Source organism: Streptomyces sp. CG4 (genome assembly GCF_041080655.1).
GTDB lineage: Bacteria > Actinomycetota > Actinomycetes > Streptomycetales > Streptomycetaceae > Streptomyces.
The window spans coordinates 5,831,122-5,848,609 of the sequence record NZ_CP163525.1 but is presented as its reverse complement, the minus strand read 5'-3'; the positions used below and the strand labels follow the sequence as shown (position 1 = coordinate 5,848,609).

Below are 17,488 nucleotides of genomic sequence, written 5' to 3'. Positions count from 1 at the left end.
CTGCGGTCGACGACACGATGTCACTCGCACCGCAGGACCGGGCGACGCCGGAAGAGGCCGGCCGGCACGGCGGAGGGCGGCGCACCGGCGGTCCCCGGACCGAGCGGCCGCCGCGCAGACGGCGGACGCTGCGCTGGTCGGCGATCGTCCTCACGGTGGTGATACTCGGCACCGCGGGCGCCGGTTATCTCTACTACCAGCACCTGAACGCCAACATCCAGAAGGGCCGGCGCAGCAGCGGCGACGACTCCAAGGCGCACAAGACGCCGGCGAACGCGGCCGGGCAGACGCCGGTGAACATCCTGCTGATCGGCTCGGACAGCCGTAACTCCGCGGAGAATCTGAAGCTCGGCGGCAGCAGGGACAGTGTCGGCGCCCCGGGGAACGCCGACGTGCAGATGCTCATCCACCTCTCCGCGGACCGCAAGAGCGCCGCCATGGTGAGCATCCCGCGGGACACCCGCGTCGACATCCCCAAGTGCACGGACCCGGACACCGGCAAGGTCTATCCGGCGACCAACGACATCATCAACACCACGCTGGGCCGTGGCGGTGCGGGCTGCACGCTGGCCACCTGGGAGAACCTCACCGGGGTCTACATCGACCACTGGATGACGATCGACTTTGCGGGTGTGGTGAGCATGGCGGACGCCATCGGCGGCGTCGACGTCTGTGTGAAGCAGAACGTCTGGGACCACTCGACGCCGGCCCAGCGCGGCGGCTCCGGGCTGAAGTTGACGGCCGGGACGCACAAGGTCCAGGGCGTGCAGGCCCTGCAGTGGCTGCGCACCCGGCACGCCTGGGGCAGCGACCTGATGCGGGCCCGCGCCCAGCACATGTACCTGAACTCGATGATCCGCACGCTGAAGCACCAGAACGTGTTCACCGACTCCGGTCGGCTGATGGACCTGGCCGAGGCGGCCACCAAGTCCCTGAAGGTCTCCGAGGAGATCGGCACGGTCAAGAAGCTGTACGACCTGGGCATGGAGATGAAGTCGGTGCCGTCGAACCGCATCACGTCGGTGACGATGCCCAACGTCAAGGACAGCGCGAACTCCGAGCATGTCGTGCCGGACCCGGCCGGCGCCGGCCGGATCTGGCAGATGCTCCGCGACGACGTGCCGTTCGACAAGAACGGCACGGCCTCGGACACGAAGCCGGTCGCGAGCAGGACTCCGGCGGCTGCGGCGGCCAAGTCGCCGTCCGTGGACCCGGGTCGGCTGGGCGTGCTGGTACGCAACGCGACCCAGAGTTCCACCGAGAGCGCGGTGCCGGGGCGGGCGAACGCGATCAGCCAGGTGCTGGCGCAGCAGGGCTACGCACGGGCGAGTGCCGACACCTCGGGAGCGGCGTCCGAGGACAGTACGGTCGTGCAGTACCCGAGCGCGGATCTGCAGGGGGACGCGCAGGCGGTGGCGAAGGCGCTCGGCATCCCGGTGAGCGCGGTGAAGAAGTCGACCGATGTGTCGGGGGTCACCGTGGTCGTGGGCGCGGACTGGCGCACCGGCACCGCGTTCCCCAAGCCGTCCAAGCCGAAGGCGGGCGACCTGCCCACCGGCTCCGACGCCCTCAACGGGTCGGACTCCTCGCAGTGCATGGACGTGTACCAGCCCTACCAGTGGTAGCCGCATGCCACAGCGGTAGCCGAAAGGCACAGTGGCCCCTCCCGGATCCGGGAGGGGCCGTCGAGGCCGGTGCGGTGCGCGCCTCAGTGCGAGCTGAGCACCGCGGGGCGCCGTGACGCGATGACCTTCTTGGCCAGCGACTTCGGGCTGGTCAGAAAGCCCCAGCCCCAGCACATGTGCATGGTGGCCAGGGCCACCGGGATCCGCAGCCGGGCCTTCAGGGGCAGCCCCCTGCCCGCCGGGACGGAGCCCGCGGCGATGGCCGCCAGATAGCCGCCGGGGACGACGAAGCCCCACGGGGTGAGCGCCGCGCCGACCACGATGCCGGCCGCTATCGCGCAGACCGCCGTGGGCGGGGCGAGATAGCGCAGGTTGATGGAGCCGGAGTGGTAGCGGGCGACGACGTGCCGCCAGCGGCCGTAGTCCTTGTACTGCTTGGCCAGCGCCCGCACCGAGGGCCGCGGCCGGTACGACACCCGCAGCTCGGGCGAGAACCAGATGAGCCCGCCCGCTTCCCTGATCCGGAAGTTCAGCTCCCAGTCCTGGGCGCGGATGAACTCCTCGTTGTAGCCGCCCTGTTGCTCCAGGGCCTCGCGGCGGAAGACGCCGAGGTAGACGGTCTCGGCGGGGCCCGCCTCGCCGCCGGTGTGGAAGGCGGCGTTGCCGACACCGATCTTCGAGGTCATCGCGGCGGCGACCGCGTGCTCCCAGTCGTTCTCGCCCTCGGCGTACATGAGGCCGCCGACGTTCTGCGCGCCGGTCTCCTCCAGGAGCCGTACGGCGGTGGCGATGTAGTTGGGCGAGAGCATGCCATGGCCGTCGACGCGGACCACGATCGGGTGCCGGGAGGCCTTGATCGCAGCGTTCAGCGCGGCGGGGGTGCGGCCGGTGGGGTTCGGGACGGTGTGCACACGCTTGGTGCTGGACGCGGTTTCCGCCACGAGCTGAGCCGCGATCTCGTCCGTGCGGTCCGTGGACGGACCGAGGGCGATGACGACCTCCATCTCGCCGGCGTACTCCTGCGCGAGGATCGCTTGGACGGCTCCGCGCAGATGCCGCTCCTCGTCGAGGACGGGCATGATCACGGAAACAGCGGGGAGTCGCACGTCGGGCTTGGCGTTCATAGGGCGCTCACGTTACCGCGAACGGGGGACACCGGTGCGCGCCGCCGGGGCGTATGACGCGGGCTGGAGATCGTATCGGCCTACGGTGCTCACGGATCCCACGTACGGCCTCGCCCGGAGGTGTCCTTCTTGGCCAGCCCGCCCCGGTCCCCTGCGCGTCCGCAGCGCCGACCGCAGCCGCCCCGCCGTGTGCCGCGCCCGCCCGAGCGGCCCGCGAGGTCCCTGCGGCCGCCGCGCCGGCCCCGCTGGGCGATGCGGGCGGCGACCACGCTGTCCGTCCTGGTGCTCGCCTCCGCCGGGATCGGGCACGCGGTGATCAGCAGCCTGGACGCGGGCATCGCCCGGGTCGACGCCTTCAAGGACATGAAGAACCGGCCCAGCGCGAGCCACGGCACGAACCTGCTGCTGGTCGGCACCGACGGCCGCGACAAGATCACCGAGCAGGAGCGGCGGCAGTTCCGGCTGGGCGGGGTGCCCTGCCACTGCACCGACACGATGATGATCGTGCACGTCTCGGAGAACCGGGACCGGGCCACGGTGGTGAGCCTGCCGCGCGACTCCTACGCCGAGGTGCCCGAGCACACCGACGACACCTCCGCGGAGCCGCACGCATCCCACCCGATCAGGCTCAACGCGGCCTACGCCGAGGGCGGCCCGGGGCTGACGATCCGCACCGTCGAGAACATGACCCATGTGAAGATCGACCACTATCTGGAGGTCGACTTCGCCAGTTTCATGAAGACCGTGGACGTCCTCGGCGGGGTCAGGATCTGTACGGCGACCCCGCTGAAGGACTCCTACACCGGCCTCGACCTCACGCCCGGCACCCACACCCTCACCGGCGGTCAGGCCCTGCAGTACGTACGGGCCCGGCACATCGACGGGGCGAGCGACCTGGGCCGGATGAAGCGGCAGCAGCAGTTCCTGGCCGCGCTGATCGAGCGGGCCACCTCCTCCGGGGTGCTGCTGAACCCGATGCGGTTCCGGGACGTGACCCGGGCGGTGCTCGGGTCGGTCCGCGCCGACGAGGGCTTCGGCGCGGACGAGCTGCTCGACCTCGGCCGGGCCATGCGGGACTTCTCCCCGTCCTCCTCCGAGTTCACCACCGTGCCCATCGCGCAGATGAACTACGACGTCAAGGGCATCGGCTCGACCCTGAAGTGGGACCAGACCAAGGCGGACCAGCTCTTCACGGCCCTGCGCGACGACAAGCCGCTCACCGCGGACCAGCCGCACCGCGCCCACACCCCCGCACCGGTGTCGGTGGACGTGGACCCGCGGCAGATCCGGGTCCAGGTGGCGAACGGCACCGCTACCGTCGGCCTCGCGGGACGCGTCGACGCGGCGCTCGCGGCGACCGGCTTCGCCACGACGCGCCAGCCGGTGACCGCCCCCGCCCATGTGCCGCACACGATGATCTTCTACGACCCCCGCTGGGACCGCTCCGCCCGCGCCCTGGTCGCGGCCCTGCCGGGCAGCGAACTGCACCCGGCTCCGGGCCAGGGCCCCCTGCTGAAGGTGACCGCCGGAGCCGACTTCAAGGACGTCCGCAAGATCCGCTTCGACGACCCGGCACAGCCCCAGCAGAACGTGCTGCGCGGGGACGAGGTGCTGTGCTGAACGCTTCGCTGTGAGTGCCGCGATCTGCCGTCGATCGTCTGCGGCGCCGTCGTGGCCGGTCGCGCAGTTCCCCGCGCCCCTTCCCGGCGCTGCCCCTCGGGGTGCTCAGTCCTGGAACCCCTCTGCCATCCTCTTCTCCCGCAGCTCGCGGATGGCGCGGCGGCGGGCCAGGCGGTGGGTGCGGCGGATCTGGGCCTCCTGGTGGCGGCGGCGGTCGCGGTCGGTCTCCGGGATCACCGGCGGTACCCGGCGCGGCGTGCCGTCGGCGTCGACGGCGGCGAAGACCAGGTAGGCGGAGCCGACCTGGGTGGCCGGGGTCGACTCGTTCCAGCGCTCGGCGAGGACCCGTACACCGACCTCCATGGAGGTCCGGCCGGTCCAGTTGACCTGCGCCTTCACATGGACCAGGTCGCCGACGCGGACCGGCTCCAGGAAGGCCATCTCGTCCATGGAGGCGGTGACGGCGGGACCGCCGGAGTGCCGGCCGGCCACCGCGCCCGCCGCGTCGTCGACCAGCTTCATGATCACCCCGCCGTGCACCGTCCCCAGCAGGTTGGTGTCACTGTGGGTCATGATGTGACTGAGGGTGGTGCGCGAGGCGGACGTCGGCTTGCCGGGGATGTCCGGTTCCGGGTCCGTGACCTGGTCTGTCATGCCGTCCACCTTATGCCGAGGTGACAGTCGCGGAATTTGTGTTGGCTTCGCAACAGGGCCGCTCCTATTTTCCGACAGCCCTTGTAAGGCATACGGCGGTGCCCTGCACACTGGGGCGCATGAATGACTGGCCCGAGGGATGGTCCGACAACAATGGCGGACCCCGGTACGGACGCGGTAGCGCCGGCGCGCAGCCGGAGGGCGCGCGTGCGATGCGTCAGGTGCGGCGCGGCCCGGCGGTACCGCCCGGGCAGCGCTCGTACGGCGACCCCGGCCCGGCGGCACCGCCGTACGGGACCGCTGTCCCGCAGCAGCCGTCCTACAGGGACGGCCAGGGATACGACGAGGGCGCCGACTACGACAGCGGCTACAACACCGGGCAGGTGTACGGCGGCGGCCGCCGCGGTGGTGGTGGCTTCGTGCCCAATGACAACGACCCGGACCCGGAGCTCGCCCAGTACCGGCCGCGCCCGAACTGGCGGCGCCGGATCAAGTGGACCGTGATCACGCTGGCGACCGTGCTCATCGTCACATCCGTCGCCACCTACTTCTGGGCCGACTCCAAGCTGCGCCGCGAGGTCGACCTGTCCCAGGTCATCGACCGGCCGGCCTCGGGCTCCGGCACCAACTACCTGATCGTCGGCTCGGACAGCCGCGAGGGCATGTCCAAGGCGGACGAGCAGCGGCTGCACACCGGTTCCGCCGAGGGCAAGCGGACCGACTCGATGATGATCCTGCACGTCGGTGACAACGGCGACACCCTGGTCTCGCTGCCGCGCGACTCGAACGTGACCGTCCCGTCGTACAAGGGCTCCACGTCCGGGAAGGTCTTCCCGGCGCGGGGCCGGCAGGAGAAGCTCAACGCGACCTACGCCGAGGACGGTCCGACCCTGCTGGTCCGCACGATCGAGGCCAACACCGGTCTGCACATCGACCACTATGTGGAGATCGGCTTCCAGGGCTTCGCGAACATCGTGGACGCGGTCGGCGGTGTCGACATCAACATCGACAAGGGCTTCAAGGACAAGTGGTCCGGCGCCGACTTCCAGGCGGGCGAGCAGACCCTGAACGGCCAGCAGGCCCTCGCCTTCGTCCGCACCCGGCACGCGTTCGCCACCTCCGACCTGCAGCGCACCAAGAACCAGCAGAAGTTCCTGTCGGCGCTGGCCCACCAGGTGGCCACCCCGTCGACGATCCTCAACCCCTTCACCTTCTACCCGGTGATGGGCGCGGGCCTGGACTCTCTGATCGTCGACAAGGACATGTCCCTGTGGGACCTGGCCTCGATGTTCTGGGCCATGAAGGGTGTCCAGGGCGGTGGCGGCACGTCCCTGAACATGCCGATCTCCGGCTCCGTCGGCGGCAACCTCGTCTGGGACAAGTCGAAGGTCAAGACGCTGGTGGACGAGCTGAACAACGACCAGAAGGTCACCGTCACCGGTAACTGACCGCTGTCGCAGCAGTCGCAGCATCGGTCGAGGGCACCCGCGCGGGTGCCCTCGACCGCGTTCAGGCGGGCCTCACATCTTGCCGGCGCCCGCCATGGCTCGGCACATCTCCGCCGAGCGGCGACACGCCTCCGCGCAGCGCATCATCTGCGGGTCGTCCGGCATCGCCATACACGCGTCGGCACACATGTCGCACGCCTTGGCACACATCGCGCACATGTCGCCCGCCATGGGCGAGCGGCGCATCATCATGTCGGCGCACATACGGGTCGTCTCGGAGCAGTCCATGAGCGCGCGCATGATCTGCATCTGGGCCTGGCCGCCCTTGTGCATGCAGGAGCTCATGGTCTCCTCGCACATGGTGTGCGCGGCCATGCAGGCGTTGACGCAGTCCTGCATCTGCTGGGTCATGGGCGTCATCGTTCCGGGCTGGGTCATGGCTCCTCCTCGGAGGCGGGGACCCGGGGCGGGCCCCGTGTGCTTCCGTCCTACGTCCCCGTGGCCCGCCCCGCATGTGACCGACCGGTCGGCAGGTACCCCCGGGCAGCGGAAAGGCGCCCCGGAGGGCGCCTTTCGACGAGCGGGTGACTCCCTTGCCGCTACGGCAGGTTGCGGGCCATGACGATCCGCTGCACCTGGTTCGTGCCTTCGTAGATCTGCGTGATCTTGGCGTCGCGCATCATGCGCTCCACCGGGTAGTCGCGGGTGTAGCCGTAGCCGCCGAGCAGCTGGACGGCGTCCGTGGTGACCTCCATCGCCACGTCCGAGGCGAAGCACTTGGCGGCGGCGCCCAGGTAGGTGAGGTCGGCGTCGCCGCGCTCGGAGGCGGCGGCGGCCTGGTAGGTGAGAGCGCGGGCCGCCGAGATCTTCATCGACATGTCGGCGAGCATGAACTGGATGCCCTGGAAGTCGGCGATCGCCTTGCCGAACTGCTTGCGCTCCTGGACATAGCCCTTGGCGTAGTCGAAGGCGCCCTGCGCGACACCGAGCGCCTGGGCGGCGATGGTGATGCGAGTGTGGTCGAGGGTCTTCATGGCCGTGGCGAAGCCGCTGCCCTCCTCGCCGATCATGCGGTCGGCGGGGATGCGGACGTTGTCGAAGTAGACCTCGCGGGTCGGGGAACCCTTGATGCCGAGCTTCTTCTCCGGGGCGCCGAAGGAGACGCCCTCGTCCGACTTCTCCACGACGAAGGCGGAGATGCCCTTGGTGCGCTTGTCCGGGTCGGTGACGGCCATGACCGTGTAGTACTCGGAGACGCCGGCGTTGGTGATCCAGCGCTTCACGCCGTTGAGGACCCAGTGGTCGCCGTCGCGCACGGCCTTGGTCTTCATGCCGCCCGCGTCGGAGCCCGCCTCCGGCTCGGAGAGGCAGTACGAGAACATCGCGTCGCCCTTGGCGAGCGGGGTCAGGTACTTCTTCTTCAGCTCCTCGCCGCCGGACAGGATCACCGGGAGCGAGCCCAGCTTGTTCACGGCCGGGATCAGGGAGGAGGAGACGCAGGCGCGGGCCACCTCCTCGATCACGATGACCGTGGCGAGCGCGTCGGCGCCGGCGCCGCCGTACTCCTCGGGGACGTGCACCGCGTGCAGGTCGTTGGCGACGAGGGCGTCGAGGGCCTCCTGCGGGAAGCGGGCCTCCTCGTCCACCGCCGCGGCGTACGGCGCGATCTTCGCCTCGACCAGGGAACGGACGACGTCGCGGAGCATGTCGTGCTCCTCGGACGGGCGGTACAGGTCGAAGTCAGCCGATCCGGCCACGGTGTCTCACGCTCCAAAGACGCAGTGATTCTGACGCTAATTACCGTTAAGTAACTCAAATTTTAGAGGCCGGCCCGCAGCACGCCTACGTGAGCTACGCGACAGCGGGGAAATTGCCCGGTGGACGGCCCGACTATGCTCGGCTCGGCATCCCCGACGTACCCGATCTGGAGCACACCCATGAGCCTGAAGATCACCGTGATCGGCACCGGCTATCTGGGCGCCACGCATGCCGCGGCCATGGCCGAGCTGGGCTTCGAGGTGCTGGGGCTCGATGTCGTGCCCGAGAAGATCGCCATGCTGGAGCGCGGCGAGACCCCGATGTACGAGCCGGGTCTCGAAGAGCTGCTGCGCAGGCATGTCGCGGGCATCGAGGGCGCCACCGGACGGCTGCGGTTCACCACCGACTGGGCCGAGGTGGGCGCGTTCGGCGATGTGCACTTCGTCTGTGTGAACACCCCGCAGAAGCACGGCGAGTACGCCTGTGACATGTCGTACGTCGACTCCGCGATCTCCTCGCTCGCCCCGCATCTGCACGGTCCGGCCCTGGTGGTCGGCAAGTCGACGGTGCCGGTCGGCTCGGCCGACCGGCTGGCCGGCTATCTCGCCGCGCACGCGCCGGCGGGCGGCGACGCCGAGCTGGCCTGGAACCCGGAGTTCCTGCGCGAGGGCTTCGCCGTCGAGGACACCCTGCACCCGGACCGGATCGTGGCGGGTGTGCGCAGCGAGCGCGCCGAGAAGCTGCTGCGGGAGGTGTACGCGACCCCGATCGGCGAGGGCACGCCGTTCGTGGTGACCGACTTCCCGACCGCCGAGCTGGTGAAGACGGCCGCGAACTCGTTCCTCGCCACCAAGATCTCCTTCATCAACGCGATGGCCGAGGTGTGCGAGGCCGGGGGCGGTGACGTGGCCAAGCTGGCGGAGGCCATCGGCCACGACGACCGGATCGGGCGGAAGTTCCTGCGGGCCGGGATCGGCTTCGGCGGCGGCTGTCTGCCCAAGGACATCCGGGCGTTCATGGCGCGGGCCGGTGAGCTGGGTGCGGACCAGGCGCTGACGTTCCTGCGGGAGATCGACTCCATCAACATGCGCCGGCGCGGTGCGATGGTGGAGATGACCCGGGAGGCGCTGGGCGGCGGCTCCTTCCTCGGCAAGCGGGTCGCGGTGCTCGGCGCCACGTTCAAGCCGGACTCGGACGACGTCCGTGACTCGCCCGCGCTGAACGTGGCCGGCCAGATCCACCTGCAGGGCGGTCAGGTCACCGTGTACGACCCGAAGGGCATGGCCAACGCGCGCAAGGTGTTCCCGACGCTCGGCTATGCCGACTCCGCGCGGGAGGCGGTGCGCGGCGCCGATGTCGTGCTCCACCTGACCGAGTGGCGGGAGTTCCGCGAGCTGGACCCGGCGGCGCTCGGCGAGGTCGCGTCGGCCCGCCTGATCCTGGACGGCCGCAACGCCCTCGACCCCGGGCTGTGGCGCCGCGCGGGCTGGACGTACCGGGCGATGGGCCGGCCCACCGCATAGCCGGGCGGACGGCGCCGGTTCGGCCGAGGCTCAGTCGGCCGAACCGGCGCCTTTCCGCATTCTGCACCACCGGACATGCGCGTGGCCGGTGAACTCCCTGTGTCTTATCGCTCTTTGGGCACCCGAATGGGGCACCCGAAGTGACGGCACCGCGGCTCCGTCAGCTTTCGCCGGCCGTGCGGATCACCTCGTCCAGGGTCTCCCGGGAGCGCTTGAGGTCGGCGATCATGCGGTCGATGCGGTCGCGTTCGGCGGTGAGGTCGGCGACCAGCCGGGGCGTGGCGATCGAGGAGGGTCCGCCGTTCCCGTCGCGCATGCAGGGCAGCAGCTGCCGGATCTTCTCGCTGTGCAGCCCGGCCGCGTACAGCTCCTGGATCCGGATGACCCGGTCGACGGCGCGCTCCGGGTAGTCGCGGTGGCCGCCCGGGGTGCGCTCGGCGGTGAGCAGCCCCTGGGTCTCGTAGTAGCGCAGCGAACGCTCGCTCACGCCGGTGCGCCGGGCCAGTTCACCGATCCGCATGTCCGCCTCCGCCGGGAAGAGGGCTCGAATCTGACATCAGTGTCAAGTTCTACCGTGCCGACATGACGCAGACAACGCACTCCACGGACTTCCTGGCCCCCGCCCGGCTCGGCCGGCTCGCCCTCCCCCACCACCTAGTAATGGCCCCGCTCACCCTCCCCCAGCTCTCGGCTTCGCTCGAGCCGGGGGGACCCCCATCCGCGCGGCGGCCGACGGCACCCCGACCGACCTCATGGTCACGCACTACGCCCAGCGCGCCTCGGCCGGGCTGATCATCGCCGAGGGCTCGACGCCGAACCTGGTCGGCCAGACGTACCCGGACATCACCGCGATCCACACCGACCGGCATCGAGAAGGCTGGCGACGGGTCACCGACGCGGTGCGGGCGGGCGGCGGGCGGATGTTCCTGCAGCTGCAGCACGGCGGGCGGGTCGGCCATCCGGCGACCACGGGACTCGACCCGGTCGCCCCGTCCGCGGTCCCGCTGCCGGAGACGATCTTCACGCCCGGCGGACACCAACGGGCCGTCGTCCCACGGGAGATGACCGGGGGCGACATCCGGTCCACGATCGCCGACTTCGCCGCCGCCGCGCGCCGGGCCGTCGAGGCGGACTTCGAGGGCGTGGAGGTGCACTCGGCCAACGGGATGCTGCTGCACCAGTTCCTCGCGGACAACACCAACCGCCGTACGGACGCCTACGGCGGCTCTGCCGGGCGGCGGGTGCGGTTCGCGGCGGAGGTGACCGAGGCGGTGGCCGACGCGATCGGCGCGGACCGGGTGGGCATCCGGATCTCCCCCGCCTCCACCGTCAACGGCGTCCGCGAGGACGACACCGAGAGCCTGTACGCCGCGCTCCTCGGCCGGCTGAAGGGGCTGGACCTCGCCTATCTGCATCTGGTGCGCTCCGACCCGGCCACCGGCTGGTACCGGCGGATCCGCGCCGACTGGCCCGGCGTCCTCATCGGCAACCCGGACCTGGCCGACCTGACCACCGAGGCCGTCACCCGGGCCGTGCGGGAGCTGCTGGCGGCCGGTGCCGACCTGGTCGCGCTCGGCCGGCCCTTCCTCGCCAACCCGGACCTGGTCGAGCGGCTGCGCCTCGGCGCACCCCTCAACCCGGTCCGGGACCGGTACTTCATGTACGTGGGCGGGGCAGCCGGCTACAACGACTACCCCGCCCTCGCGGATCAGGCCTCGCCGTCGAGCGACTCGATGGTCGCGTTGGACGGGCCCCGCGTGGCCTGAAGCTCGCGGGCCACGTCCTCCGCCGCGCCCAGCACCCGTACCGCGTTCTGCCAGGTCAGCTTGGCCAGGTCGGCCGTGGACCAGCCGCGGTCCAGCAGTTCGGCGAGCAGGTTCGGGTAGCCGGAGACGTCGTTCAGGCCGTCCGGGGTGAAGGCGGTGCCGTCGTAGTCGCCGCCGATGCCCAGGTGGTCGATGCCGGCCACCTCGCGCATGTGGTCCAGATGGTCCGCCACCGTCGACACCGTGGCGATCGGACGGGGGTGGCTCTCCTCGAAGGCCCGGTGGACCTTCATCGCCTCTTCCGTCGTGTCCAGGTGGTGGAAGCCGTGCGCGCGCATGTTCTCGTCGGCCGCCAGCGTCCACTCGACGGCCGCCTGGAGCACGAACTTCGGCACGAACGTCACCATCGCCATACCGCCGTTGGCGGGGAGGCGTTCGAGGACGTCGTCCGGGATGTTGCGGGGGTGGTCGCAGACAGCCCGGGAGGAGGAGTGGGAGAAGATCACCGGGGCGGAGGCCGTGTCCAGCGCGGCGCGCATGGTGGTCGCCGCCACATGGGAGAGGTCGACCAGCATGCCGAGGCGGTTCATCTCCCGCACGACCTCGCGGCCGAAGGCCGACAGGCCGCCGACGTTCGGCTTGTCCGTCGCCGAGTCCGCCCAGTCGTTGTTGTCGTTGTGGGTGAGCGTCATGTAGCGCACGCCCAGCTCGTACAGACCACGCAGGGTGCCCAGCGAGTTGTCGATCGAGTGCCCGCCCTCCGCGCCCATCAGGGAGGCGATACGGCCCTCCGCGCGCGCCGCCTCCATGTCGGCGGCGGTCAGCGCGGCCCGCAGGTCGGCGGGGTTGCGGGCGATCAACTGCCGTACGCAGTCGATCTGTTCGAGGGTCGCCGGGACCGCGCCCGGCAGATCCGAGCGCACATACACCGACCAGTACTGCGCCCCGACCTCGCCCTCGCGCAGGCGCGGGATGTCGGTGTGCAGATGGGCGTCCTGGTGTACGGAGATGTCGCGGGCGTCGAGGTCGTAGCGGACCTGTTCGCGCAGCGCCCACGGCAGGTCGTTGTGACCGTCGACGACGGGGAACTCGCGCAGCAGGGACCGTGCTTCGTCCAGAGAGGTCATTACGTCTTACTTCCCGAAGCCGAAGCCGCTCGACCCCTCGACCTTGGAGCGCAGCCGCTTGCCCTTCTCGGTGGCCTGGTCGTTGAGGTCCTGCTGGAAGTCGCGCATCTTGTGCAGCAGGTCCTCATCGTGGGTGGCGAGGATGCGGGCCGCGAGCAGGCCGGCGTTGCGGGCACCGGCGACGGAGACCGTGGCGACCGGCACGCCGGCCGGCATCTGCACGATGGACAGCAGCGAGTCCATGCCGTCGAGGTACTTCAGCGGCACCGGCACGCCGATGACCGGCAGGGGCGTGACCGAGGCGAGCATGCCCGGGAGGTGGGCGGCGCCGCCCGCACCGGCGATGATCACCTTCAGTCCGCGGTCGGCTGCCTGCTCGCCGTACGCGACCATCTCGCGGGGCATGCGGTGCGCGGAGACGACGTCGACCTCGTAGGCGATCTCGAACTCGTCCAGCGCCTTGGCGGCGGCCTCCATGACGGGCCAGTCGGAGTCCGACCCCATGACGATGCCAACAACAGGGCTCATTCGGTGATCGTGCCTCTCAGATAGCCGGCTGCGTGACGGGCGCGCTCCAGCACGTCGTCCAGGTCGTCGCCGTAGGTGTTGACGTGTCCGACCTTGCGGCCGGGCTTCACGTCCTTGCCGTACATGTGGATCTTGAGCTTGGGGTCGCGGGCCATGCAGTGCAGGTACGCGGAGTACATGTCCGGGTAGTCGCCGCCGAGGACGTTGACCATCACGGTCCACCGGGCGCGCGGGCGCGGGTCGCCGAGCGGGAGGTCGAGGACCGCGCGGACGTGGTTGGCGAACTGCGAGGTGATCGCGCCGTCCTGGGTCCAGTGGCCGGAGTTGTGCGGGCGCATCGCGAGTTCGTTGACGAGGATACGGCCGTCGCGGGTCTGGAACAGCTCGACCGCGAGATGCCCGACGACGCCCAGTTCCTTGGCGATGGTCAGGGCCATCCGCTCGGCCTGCAGCGCGAGGGCCTCGTCGAGGTCCGGGGCCGGGGCTATGACCGTGTCACAGACGCCGTCGACCTGCCGCGACTCCACCACCGGGTAGGCGACGGCCTGGCCGTGCGGGGAGCGTACGACGTTCGCGGCGAGCTCGCGGACGTAGTCGACCTTCTCCTCGGCGAGGACCGGGACGCCGGCCCGGAACGGGTCCGTGGCCTCCTCGGGGGTCTCCACGACCCACACGCCCTTGCCGTCGTAGCCGCCGCGGACGGTCTTCAGGACGACCGGGAAGCCGTCCCCCTCCGCGGCGAACCGGACGACGTCCTCCGGGTCGGTGACGATCCGGTGCCGCGGGCACGGGATGCCGATCACGTCGAGCTTCGCGCGCATCACGCCCTTGTCCTGGGCGTGCACCAGCGCGTCGGGCCCCGGACGGACGGGGATGCCGTCCGCCTCCAGGGCCCTGAGGTGCTCGGTGGGTACGTGTTCGTGATCGAAGGTGATCACATCGCACCCGCGCGCGAAGTCGCGCAGCGTGTCCAGATCGCGGTAGTCGCCGATGACGACATCACGCACGACCTGCGCCGCGGAATCCTGAGGAGTGTCACTGAGGAGCTTGAACCTGATGCCCAACGGGATGCCCGCCTCGTGCGTCATACGCGCGAGCTGCCCCCCGCCGACCATGCCGACTACCGGGAACGTCACACCCCTAGCGTATCGGCCACACCGGGGCGGCCGGATCGCGTCCCTTCGGCGATCTCTTACCCGCCACTTTCCGCCCTCTTCCCGACCTGTTTCCGGGTTATGACCCAGTCCCGGAGGCGTCGGCTACTCCGTCTGGTTAGCATGGCGGGGCTACGAAACCTACCGACGGGAGCTTGTACAGCCATGGAACCTCGTTCCTCGGGGCTACGACGGCTCGTACGCGAGGTGGCCAAGTTCGGCACCGTCGGCGTTGCGGGTATCTTCGTCAATCTCGGCGTGTTCAACCTGGTCCGGCACGTGTCCGATCTGCCGGTGGTGCGCGCCAGCATCATCGCGACGGTGGTCGCGATCGTCTTCAACTACGTCGGCTTCCGGTACTGGACGTACCGGGACCGCGAGAAGAGCGGCCGCACCAAGGAACTCACGCTGTTCCTCCTCTTCAGCGCGATCGGCCTCGTGATCGAGAACGGCGTGCTGTACCTGGCGACCTACGGCCTCGGCTGGGACAGCCCGCTGCAGAGCAACGTATCCAAGTTCGCCGGCATCGGCATCGCGACGCTGTTCCGTTTCTGGTCGTACCGCACCTGGGTCTTCCGTGTGCAGCCGTCGCAGGAGGCGGAGTCCATCCTGGTGGCCGAGTCGAAGCGGCCGCACGCCGAGCCCGAGCCGAAGTCCCAGCGGGTTCCGTAGCCCGGGGTTCCGCAGCCCGGCTCGCAGCCGGGCTCAGCGGACCGTCGGCCGGTCCTCCTCCGCCTTGCGCATCGGCGGCGTACGCGACAGGAACAGCCCGAACACCGGCGGCTGCGCCTGCAGCAGCTCCAGGCGGCCGCCGTCGGCCTCGGCGAGGTCCCGGGCGACGGCCAGGCCGATCCCGGTGGAGTTCCGTCCGCTGATCGTCCGCTCGAAGATCCGCGCGCCCAGGTCGGCCGGGACACCCGGACCCTCGTCGGTGACCTCGACCACAGCCTGGTTGCCGGTGACCCGGGTGCGCAGCGCGACCGTCCCGCCACCGTGCATGAGGGAGTTCTCGATCAGCGCGGCCAGCACCTGGGCGACCGCCCCCGGCGTGCCGACGGCCTGCAGATGCCGCTTGCCGGAGCTGACGATGGCCCGGCCCGCGCTGCGATAGGCGGGCCGCCACTCGGCGAGCTGCTGCTGGATGACCTCGTCCAGGTCGAAGGTGACGGCGGAGCCGGTGCGCGGGTCGCGGGAGTTCGTCAGCAGTCGCTCGACCACGTCCGTGAGCCGCTCGACCTGGGTCAGCGCGACGTTCGCCTCTTCCTTCACGATGTCCGGGTCGTCGGTGAGGGTGATCTCCTCAAGGCGCATGGACAGCGCGGTCAGCGGGGTGCGCAGCTGGTGGGAGGCGTCGGCGGCCAGCCGCCGCTCGGCGGTCAGCATGCGCCCGATCCGCTCGGCGGAGGAGTCCAGCACATCGGCGACCCGGTCAAGCTCGGGGACGCCGTAGCGCTTGTGCCGGGGGCGGGGGTCGCCGGAGCCGAGCCGCTCGGCGGTCTCCGCGAGGTCGGTCAGCGGGGAGGCGAGCCGGTTGGCCTGCCGTACGGCGAGCAGCACGGCCGCGACCACCGCGAGCAGCGCCACCAGGCCGATGATCAGCAGGGTCCGGCCGACCTCACGGGTCACCGCGGAGCGCGGCTCCGCCACGGTGACCGTCTCGCCCTCCTCGCCCTGCTGGGTGGCGTGAATCACGTCACCCTGCGGCTTGGTGCCGATCTCGATCGGGTCGTGGCCCGGCATGCGGATCACCGCGTACTGGTCCTTGCTGACCGGGTTGCTCAGCACCTCGGCGTTGATGTTCTCGGCGGCGAGGACCCTGCTGTCCACGATGCTGGCCAGCCGTACGGCCTCGGAGTCCACCCGCTCCTGGGCGCTGTTGCTGATCGTCCGGGTCTCGACGATCACCAGCGAGATGCCGAAGACAGCGATCACAACGAGGACGACGGCGAGGGTGGACTGGATGAGACGTCGACGCATGTTCCGTTACCTGGGGTGATCGCTGAGCCCCGGGGTGGGGCTCAGCTCTTTTCGAAGCGGAAGCCCACGCCACGGACCGTCGCGATGTACCGGGGGTTCGCCGCGTCGTCGCCGAGCTTCTTGCGCAGCCAGGAGATGTGCATGTCGAGGGTCTTGGTGGACGACCACCACGTGGTGTCCCAGACCTCACGCATCAGCTGGTCGCGGGTCACGACCCGGCCGGCGTCCCGCACCAGCACCCGCAGCAGGTCGAACTCCTTGGCGGTGAGCTGGAGTTCCTCGTCGCCCATCCACGCCCGGTGCGACTCGACATCGATCCGCACCCCGTGCGTGGCCGGCGGCTGCTGCGGCTCCGCGGCGCCGCGCCGGAGCAGGGCCCGCACCCGGGCGAGCAGTTCGGCGAGCCGGAAGGGCTTGGTGACGTAGTCGTCGGCGCCCGCGTCCAGGCCGACGACGGTGTCCACCTCGTCGGCCCGCGCGGTCAGGATGAGGATCGGCACGGTGTGGCCGTCGGCGCGCAGCCGGCGGGCGACCTCCAGGCCGTCCATGCCGGGCAGGCCCAGGTCCAGTACGACCAGGTCGACGCCGCCCTGCATTCCGGCGTCGAGCGCGCTGGGTCCGTCCTCGCGCACCTCGACCTCGTAACCTTCCCGGCGCAGGGCGCGGGCCAGCGGCTCCGAGATGGACGCGTCGTCCTCGGCGAGCAGTACACGGGTCATGAGGTGATGGTAGACCGCCCGCGTCCGGTGCTGGGGTGTGATCGCTTCCAGGACTTCTTACCTTCGTACGGCGCTGGTACGAACCATCACTCCGGGGATGCGATCGTAGAGAGACCTTCGAATCCGTTCCCGCGGTTCCCCCGACACCTGTGATCCGCGTCTCAAGTCCTTCCATATCCGGCAGTGTCCTGCCGTATGGTGACCTGAACGCCTGTAGTACACCGGGGACCTTTGGCGGGCAGTTGACGCTGAGGGTCTCTTTTGTGTGCGGGCTGGTGAACACCAGCCTTGAAAGGAATGACCTCTGGCCGGGCTCCGGACGCATCGTCGCGTCGGGGCGTGGATCCCGGTGGTCGCCGTCCGCCGCCTCCGTGATCCGGAGACGGACTCCCCCTGGGCGTGGGGGTGGGCGGCCGACCTGCCGGTGCCGGCCACACCCCCACCGGGCGCGCGACGCTCCAAACG

Annotated in this window: 15 protein-coding genes and 1 pseudogene; 6 read left to right on the top strand and 10 right to left on the bottom strand. The window is 70.4% G+C overall.

Features of this window, described 5'->3' with window-relative positions; genetic code table 11:
- Window positions 1-17: 17 nt before the first annotated feature.
- On the top strand, window positions 18-1,625 hold the full coding sequence (locus AB5L52_RS26685; protein WP_351032706.1) for an LCP family protein: 1,608 nt from the start codon (window positions 18-20) through the stop codon (window positions 1,623-1,625).
- An 83-nt stretch (window positions 1,626-1,708) separates the two neighbouring features.
- On the opposite strand, the gene AB5L52_RS26680 is transcribed toward AB5L52_RS26685, so the two are convergent.
- Complete coding sequence (locus AB5L52_RS26680) at window positions 1,709-2,749, bottom strand: glycosyltransferase family 2 protein (protein ID WP_351032699.1); 1,041 nt, start codon at window positions 2,747-2,749, stop codon at window positions 1,709-1,711.
- A gap of 252 nt (window positions 2,750-3,001) precedes the next feature.
- Between AB5L52_RS26680 and AB5L52_RS26675 the strand changes: the two genes are divergently transcribed.
- Complete coding sequence (locus AB5L52_RS26675) at window positions 3,002-4,369, top strand: LCP family protein (protein WP_369368976.1); 1,368 nt, start codon at window positions 3,002-3,004, stop codon at window positions 4,367-4,369.
- 105 nt (window positions 4,370-4,474) lie between these two features.
- Here AB5L52_RS26675 and AB5L52_RS26670 read toward each other — a convergent pair whose 3' ends face one another.
- Window positions 4,475-5,023: an acyl-CoA thioesterase gene (locus tag AB5L52_RS26670; protein ID WP_351032701.1), complete on the bottom strand. Its 549-nt coding sequence runs from the start codon at window positions 5,021-5,023 to the stop codon at window positions 4,475-4,477.
- 119 nt (window positions 5,024-5,142) lie between these two features.
- On the opposite strand from AB5L52_RS26670, the gene AB5L52_RS26665 reads away from it, so the two are divergent.
- The gene (locus AB5L52_RS26665) at window positions 5,143-6,471 is read left to right on the top strand and encodes an LCP family protein (protein WP_351032703.1); all 1,329 of its coding nucleotides are present in this window, start codon (window positions 5,143-5,145) and stop codon (window positions 6,469-6,471) included.
- 72 nt (window positions 6,472-6,543) lie between these two features.
- Here AB5L52_RS26665 and AB5L52_RS26660 read toward each other — a convergent pair whose 3' ends face one another.
- Window positions 6,544-6,909, bottom strand: a complete 366-nt coding sequence (locus AB5L52_RS26660; protein ID WP_351027592.1) for a four-helix bundle copper-binding protein — start codon at window positions 6,907-6,909, stop codon at window positions 6,544-6,546.
- 161 nt (window positions 6,910-7,070) lie between these two features.
- Window positions 7,071-8,228 carry an acyl-CoA dehydrogenase gene (locus tag AB5L52_RS26655; protein ID WP_351027590.1) on the bottom strand — a complete coding sequence of 386 codons (1,158 nt, stop codon included), beginning with the start codon at window positions 8,226-8,228 and terminating at the stop codon, window positions 7,071-7,073.
- Between the two features lie 180 nt (window positions 8,229-8,408).
- On the opposite strand from AB5L52_RS26655, the gene AB5L52_RS26650 reads away from it, so the two are divergent.
- Window positions 8,409-9,752, top strand: coding sequence for a UDP-glucose/GDP-mannose dehydrogenase family protein (locus AB5L52_RS26650; protein WP_351027589.1), 1,344 nt, complete (start codon window positions 8,409-8,411; stop codon window positions 9,750-9,752).
- 160 nt (window positions 9,753-9,912) lie between these two features.
- Here the strand turns inward: AB5L52_RS26650 and AB5L52_RS26645 are convergent, their stop codons facing one another.
- A complete protein-coding gene (locus AB5L52_RS26645) occupies window positions 9,913-10,272 on the bottom strand; it encodes a MerR family transcriptional regulator (protein ID WP_369366650.1) in 360 nt (119 codons plus the stop codon).
- A 62-nt stretch (window positions 10,273-10,334) separates the two neighbouring features.
- On the opposite strand from AB5L52_RS26645, the pseudogene AB5L52_RS26640 reads away from it, so the two are divergent.
- Window positions 10,335-11,518 (top strand): annotated as a pseudogene (locus tag AB5L52_RS26640) (alkene reductase).
- On the opposite strand, the gene AB5L52_RS26635 reads toward AB5L52_RS26640, so the two are convergent.
- From AB5L52_RS26635 to AB5L52_RS26625, 3 genes are read right to left on the bottom strand one after another with little or no spacing between them, the layout of a single operon-like run.
- Window positions 11,461-12,645, bottom strand: a complete 1,185-nt coding sequence (locus tag AB5L52_RS26635; RefSeq protein ID WP_369366648.1) for a dipeptidase — start codon at window positions 12,643-12,645, stop codon at window positions 11,461-11,463. The pseudogene AB5L52_RS26640 and the gene AB5L52_RS26635 sit on opposite strands and share 58 nt — an antisense overlap.
- 6 nt (window positions 12,646-12,651) lie before the next feature.
- Window positions 12,652-13,173 carry a 5-(carboxyamino)imidazole ribonucleotide mutase gene (purE, locus tag AB5L52_RS26630; RefSeq protein ID WP_351027585.1) on the bottom strand — a complete coding sequence of 174 codons (522 nt, stop codon included), beginning with the start codon at window positions 13,171-13,173 and terminating at the stop codon, window positions 12,652-12,654.
- Entirely contained in the window at window positions 13,170-14,309 is a 1,140-nt protein-coding gene (locus AB5L52_RS26625) for a 5-(carboxyamino)imidazole ribonucleotide synthase (protein ID WP_351027584.1), read from the bottom strand. Before AB5L52_RS26625 ends, purE begins: the two co-directional genes overlap by 4 nt.
- 183 nt (window positions 14,310-14,492) lie before the next feature.
- Here AB5L52_RS26625 and AB5L52_RS26620 point away from each other — a divergent pair, with 183 nt between their 5' ends.
- Window positions 14,493-14,999 (top strand): GtrA family protein, encoded by a 507-nt coding sequence (locus AB5L52_RS26620; protein WP_351027583.1) that lies wholly within the window; start codon window positions 14,493-14,495, stop codon window positions 14,997-14,999.
- Window positions 15,000-15,032: 33 nt separating this feature from the next.
- Here the strand turns inward: AB5L52_RS26620 and AB5L52_RS26615 are convergent, their stop codons facing one another.
- Window positions 15,033-16,304, bottom strand: coding sequence for an ATP-binding protein (locus tag AB5L52_RS26615; RefSeq protein WP_351027581.1), 1,272 nt, complete (start codon window positions 16,302-16,304; stop codon window positions 15,033-15,035).
- Between the two features lie 41 nt (window positions 16,305-16,345).
- The gene (locus AB5L52_RS26610) at window positions 16,346-17,023 is read right to left on the bottom strand and encodes a response regulator transcription factor (RefSeq protein WP_023550006.1); all 678 of its coding nucleotides are present in this window, start codon (window positions 17,021-17,023) and stop codon (window positions 16,346-16,348) included.
- Between the last annotated feature and the right edge of the window lie 465 nt (window positions 17,024-17,488).